This is a genomic window from Microcystis sp. LEGE 08355, assembly GCF_015207185.1.
Taxonomy (GTDB): Bacteria; Cyanobacteriota; Cyanobacteriia; order Cyanobacteriales; family Microcystaceae; genus Microcystis; species Microcystis panniformis.
The window spans coordinates 1-3,913 of the sequence record NZ_JADEXI010000446.1 but is presented as its reverse complement, the minus strand read 5'-3'; the positions used below and the strand labels follow the sequence as shown (position 1 = coordinate 3,913).

The following is a 3,913-nucleotide window of genomic DNA, read 5'->3' as shown; positions in this document are numbered from 1 at the left end:
GTGTATAAGAGACAGTAGGATGCCTGCCACGAATAAAGAAAAATGCTATCAGCCAATTACTTTGAGAGTTAAGCAGTAAGCGTTGGGGTTGTTGGGTTTCGCTTTTTCAATCGAATTATAGCACTTTTCACGTTAGGAGGTGTCGACAAGTTTTGCAAACAAAGGGTTTAAGCTCCTTGCCCATACCTCATTCTGATGAAAACTGCTATAGATGTAATTGGGCTAACCTACTTCCCAATTGTGTTAGCATCAGAGATAAGTATAAAACAGCCGAACGATTAAAGCGGGACTATTGGCTCTATATGGTGTTTAACTGTGGGACAATGTCGGAAGTTTATGTCATTCGAGATGCGGTTACGCTAGGACGGCAACCTGTTACAAGCATTGAACATTATCAGCTTGGACTAGAGGCAATTCTCCAGCAGGATGAACGGGAATGAAGATCAGCAAAATTCAGATTAAAAATTTTAAGTCTTTTCAAGATGTTACCGTAGATTTAGAGCCTGATTTTAATGTCTTTACTGGGGTTAATAATTCAGGAAAAACCAATTTGCTAGAGGCGATCGCCCTTTGGCATGAGTGTTTTAATAAGCTAATTCGGCAAGCGGGCAAAGGATATAAAGAGTTATACAAAAAAGGTGATTATATTCTCGGTCATACAACAGAAAAATATTTTCCTTACGAAACTATTAAAACGGTTAGAACTTCAAATATTGACGATATTTTTTATCAACGTGATACAACTGCTCCTATTGAATTATCTATTACCTTAAACAAAGTAGATAGAAATTTATTAAACAAAGTAGATATAAATTTAGAAATTGGTTTTTCTATCAAGACCTCTGGTTTAAATTATGTTATCGAGCTTTTGAATTATAGCCAATATAACTTTAGAGGATTCAATGAGTTTTTTGAAAATTTTCCCAACCCTATTAGTGCATCTTTTGCTTCTCCTGTAGCCACCATCAGAACTGAGGAGAGATTTGTGACTCGTCCACAAATTATTGAATCTATTCAAAAAAGAGAGTCTGTTGAAGTTGTTCGTAATCGTTTATACAATCTTTATTATGATACAACTCGAAATGAAAATCTTTACAATAAATTTATTCGAGATTTATCATATATTCTCTTTAACGGCGATAAAAAAATTGAGTTTTTCCCTAAAAGTGATATCAAAAAAGATATAAAATCAGTGATTGATTATAAAATTGAGTCACAAGACATTGAGAAAGATATTTCTCTATTGGGAAGTGGAACGTTACAAATTATTCTTATTTTATTGAATCTTTACGCGCCAGAAAAAACTAGAGACCTAAACTTAATTTTATTTGATGAGCCTGATAGTCATATTCATCGGGATATTCAAAAACGTTTAATTGATACGGTTCTTAGATTTTCGACAAATACTCAAATCTTTTTAACAACTCATAATGAGACTCTAATTCGTCAGGTTCCTCTGTATCAGCTTTTTCATATTGAAAACAGACCCAACTATTACTATACTTCTGTGGTTAAAGATGAACAGAGTTTAGATGTTGGCTATCGTTTTAAAGGAATTTATCCCTCTAGTCTAAATCCGATTATTAGTTCTTTGGGTAATAGTAATGGTTTGGACGTTATCAATGCTATTGAGGCAGATCATATTTTATTTGTGGAAGGTCAGGATGATGCAAAAGCAATTTATACATTGTTACAAAAAATGACTTTAGGGGTAAATACCAAAAAATATGTCTTTTGGGTGATAGGTGGAGTCTCTCAAATTTTTAAGGATTTACCTAGTTATAAGACAGTTTTTCAGCAAATTAAGAATCAAGAAACGCTTTGGAGTAAGGCTTTTCTCGTCTTTGATCGTGATTTTATTGAAGATGATCACCGTGATAAGCTTATTGAAGCACTGGGTAGTCATTTTAAAATTCTAACTTATATCACTCCGTCTTATACTTTTGAGTCAATTTTATTAATGGATTTGATCAAGTTATCTCATCTACTAAAAAAATGGCTAGAAGCCAAAAAAGATGATATTAATATTGATCGATCTGCTTTGGTACAATCCCTAGAGAATCATTATTTAACAATTATGCAAGAAAAGCTAGAGAGTCTTGATGATAAATATATTGATGAGACTTGCCATCGGTATGCCAACGTCAGGGAACAACTAAGTAAAAGGGATTTTTTGAATAACCAAAATCCTATTAGAGAAAAGGATATTAGTCTAAATACTCTATTTAGGAGGTATTTAAAAACTATCAATGACAATCGTGAATTTTATAAAATGGCTAATAAAAATGATGTTCAAGCAATTATCAATCAAGTGACCAAACCTTATAATATAGAGTTCAATATTGAGCAAGATTTTATTTCATTACTCAATCTTGTTGATCGCTCGACTTGGTTTAATGAGTGGGATTTTTTAACCAAATTGTAAAATTTTAACCATGATGACCTACCCTAAACGCCTGATCGAAGTTGACCTACCCATTAAGGGAATTTCTGCCCATGCGCGGCGGTAAAAATCGATTCGTCATGGGCATATTTCTACACTTCATAGCGCAGCTTGACGGTGGGAGTATGTCAATGAATTTGCCAAGCAAACTGATTACTGATTACTGATCACTGAAAAAGAGCCGCCGCTGCCTTGGTTAAAATTAACCGAAGTGAGGCATAAGAGTCAAAACTCCCAAGTCTAAATCTTTACTATCGATCGATTTTGCCTCGTAGAGGGCTAACATATCGTTTAATTGGGGATTGCCGCAGGAGGAACCGGTTACGCCCATGGCAATAATCAAACCACAATAACCCTCGGTATTTTTGATGCGTTTTTGCCAATTGCGGCGCGCATTACGGTGGTCGGGATCATCTTGCTCGAATTCCCCAAATAGATAGAGATCACCGTTAGCCATTTTCAGAATACCGAGATCATAACGGGTATCTTCTAAGGGATCTTCGCCGGGGTTAAAACCAATGGCCGCCAAACCGCCAGCTTGTTCGATTTTTTCGATAATTTCCTTGGCTTTCGGTCGGGAGGTCTGGATCATGACCACGGGGAAACCCTCCCCTTTTGTGGGTACGGATTGGGGTTGATAATGGATTTTCGGACGACTGCGAATTTTATCTAATAATTGCCAGGGAACCATTCCCAGACTGAGATGTGCATTATCGGGGACTAGATCTTCCTTGAGTACGGATTCTTCCTCATCATCATCATCATCCTCGTCCTCCTCCTCCAAGAGTTGCATAAATTCCGCACATAGATCGGGCATCGTGGCCACCGTCACGGCCACGGTTTCCCCTTTTGCTTGTTCGGGATCGAGAGGAATGCGAAAACGACGCTGTAATTCTCCGATCGGTTCTTCGGATAAAGCGGATTGATTGCCTTTAAAAAAGCGCAACAGAGCTATTAAAGCTAAATATACCGTGATTGCTTCTTCTTCATCCAAATAGGGGCGAATACCTTCGTAGGGATGCACGCTGCCGAAAACTGGATGGATCTGGGAAGGGGGAGCCGAGGCCAGATCGTAGTCATCCTCATCATCGTCCTCATCATCATCGGCCAATTCGTAGCTTAAAAACCAGCAATCTTGGGAAAGAAAGGCTTTTTCTAATCTTTCCATCGATTTTTCTTCCAAAGCGGCCTGCCGGAATTGTTTGAGGGATGCTAGGGAACGATAGAGAATGACTCCGTATTCCCGACCGAGCATTCCCATGACACAGGCGTAAAGATGCGGGAAATCGGGGCGATCGAGCTTAATTTCCAAAATATCGTAATCAGCTAAACAGGACCAGGGTTCAGCTTTCCAAATTTCGTGAGCGGTTTTCACTAAAGCGGACTGCCAAGCGGCGGGAATTGCCGGGGGGCGGTTATTTTGGAATTCGTCGAATCCACGAAAGAGATCATCGATCAGGGGCAAACTGG

General features: G+C 38.3%; 3 protein-coding genes. 2 read left to right on the top strand and 1 reads right to left on the bottom strand.

The window, feature by feature from the left end; all coding sequences use genetic code 11:
• Positions 1–176: 176 nt before the first annotated feature.
• Positions 177–440, top strand: coding sequence for a hypothetical protein (locus tag IQ242_RS18905; protein ID WP_148204734.1), 264 nt, complete (start codon positions 177–179; stop codon positions 438–440).
• Complete coding sequence (locus IQ242_RS18900) at positions 437–2,425, top strand: ATP-dependent endonuclease (protein ID WP_012265063.1); 1,989 nt, start codon at positions 437–439, stop codon at positions 2,423–2,425. Before IQ242_RS18905 ends, IQ242_RS18900 begins: the two co-directional genes overlap by 4 nt.
• 220 nt (positions 2,426–2,645) lie before the next feature.
• Here the strand turns inward: IQ242_RS18900 and IQ242_RS18895 are convergent.
• Positions 2,646–3,913: hypothetical protein (locus tag IQ242_RS18895; protein WP_193961027.1), on the bottom strand; the 1,268-nt coding region annotated here is incomplete at its 5' end.

What these genes read in the sequence shown, in the direction of transcription:
- IQ242_RS18900 (WP_012265063.1), top strand. Translation starts at nt 437, where the DNA reads ATGAAGATCAGCAAAATTCAGATTAAAAATTTTAAGTCTTTTCAAGAT.